Source organism: Streptomyces sp. NRRL WC-3549, from assembly GCF_000721935.1.
Taxonomy (GTDB): Bacteria; Actinomycetota; Actinomycetes; order Streptomycetales; family Streptomycetaceae; genus Streptomyces.
In genome coordinates, this window is the sequence record NZ_JOCS01001835.1 from 1 (window position 1) to 1,348 (window position 1,348).

Annotated in this window: 1 protein-coding gene; it reads right to left on the minus strand. The window is 62.8% G+C overall.

Going from position 1 to position 1,348, the window contains the following annotated elements; genetic code table 11:
• The coding region (locus IH13_RS39610) for a polymorphic toxin type 44 domain-containing protein (protein ID WP_234433162.1) at positions 1–1,128 on the minus strand (1,128 nt) is incomplete at its 3' end.
• Positions 1,129–1,348 lie beyond the last annotated feature (220 nt).

Genomic DNA, 1,348 nt, shown 5'->3' on the forward strand with positions numbered 1-1,348 from the left:
GATCTGCGGGACATCCTCGCCGCTGCGCTGCGCCTGTTCCATCCGGTTCATCGCGTCGTTGATTCCTTGCTGGAGCTGCTCTTCTGTCAGGTCGTCACCGTACTTGTCGTACAGCTCGATGCCGATCCGCATGGTGATCTGATCGCCTTGGTCGTCATCCCCTGTCAGCACGGTCTCTCCGAGAGAGGCGCCCTGGATCAGAGTGTCCGCGTCGAAGCCGGCGGCCCGGCCGACGTATCCGTAGTGGACGTTGGAGTAGATGTCGTAGAAGACTTCGCGGTTCGTTCCGGGCTGCTTGAAGTAGTAGTCATCGCTGGTCTGCAGGTCGTATCGCTGCTGGAGCTGAGGCTTGTGGTCCCAGTCCTGGCCGGGGGCCACCTTGGCTCCCCACATCACCAGTCCTGCGTTGATATCAGATCCATAGTTCCGCCCGAATTCATACCATTCAGGCTTTTTCAGGAGTATTTGTATGCTGCTGACGGTGTCCGACTTGGCATTCCGCTTCATCTCCTCGAAGATCCACCGCTGGGCGTCGGTGAACTTCTGCTCGCTGCGGGCCTGCCCCGTCGGGGGGATGACGGGTGTGGCGGTGGCGTTGAAGCCCCCGACAGTGCCGTCGAGCAAGTTCCCGTCCACGACCACCTCCTCGAGAGCCTGCTTGACGGCCTTGTCGAACTCGTCCACAGCCCGTACCGCCGCGGCGATATGCGCGGTCCAGGAATCCTCAGCACCCCTCATGTCCGGGTCGTGCCGCAGCGCCCGCTCCTGAGCAGGGTCTTGGATCCGCGTGAAGTCAAAAGCCGCGCGCCCTGCCGCCGAGACCGCCATGCCCGCGGCCATTGCGTCGTCCCGGGCTGATTCGACCTTCTTTTTCAGGTCCACGAAGCCGGCGTGCGCGTCGGTCAGGATTCTGGCGACCGCCTTGGCCTCGGTCTGCGCGGACTTGTACTCGCGTCGAGTCGTCGCGAACTTCGTGTGCGCCGTCTCCATGCTGAGCCCGAGCCAGTTTTGCTCCAACGTGATCTTCTGGACGGTCTCCCCGTAACGCTTCTCGATCTTCGCGATGTCGGCCGCCATGGCTGTCCACTTCTCAGCAGCCGTCGTCAGCACGCCGAAATCGGTCGTCATGACTTCCTCGTACGTCAGCACACGCCCCACCCCTTACAGACCGTCGAGATTGGACCTGCGGCCACGAAGCTCGTCACCCGTGCGGACATTGCTCTGAAAAAGGAGACCAGCGGCTCCGCACGGAGAAGCCCTCTCCGCCTGCGACCCTAGACAGCACTTGCCCCGCCCGGGTCCGGGTTGTTCAGCACGGGTCTGTCAAACGAGCGGCTCTGTCCCGTAG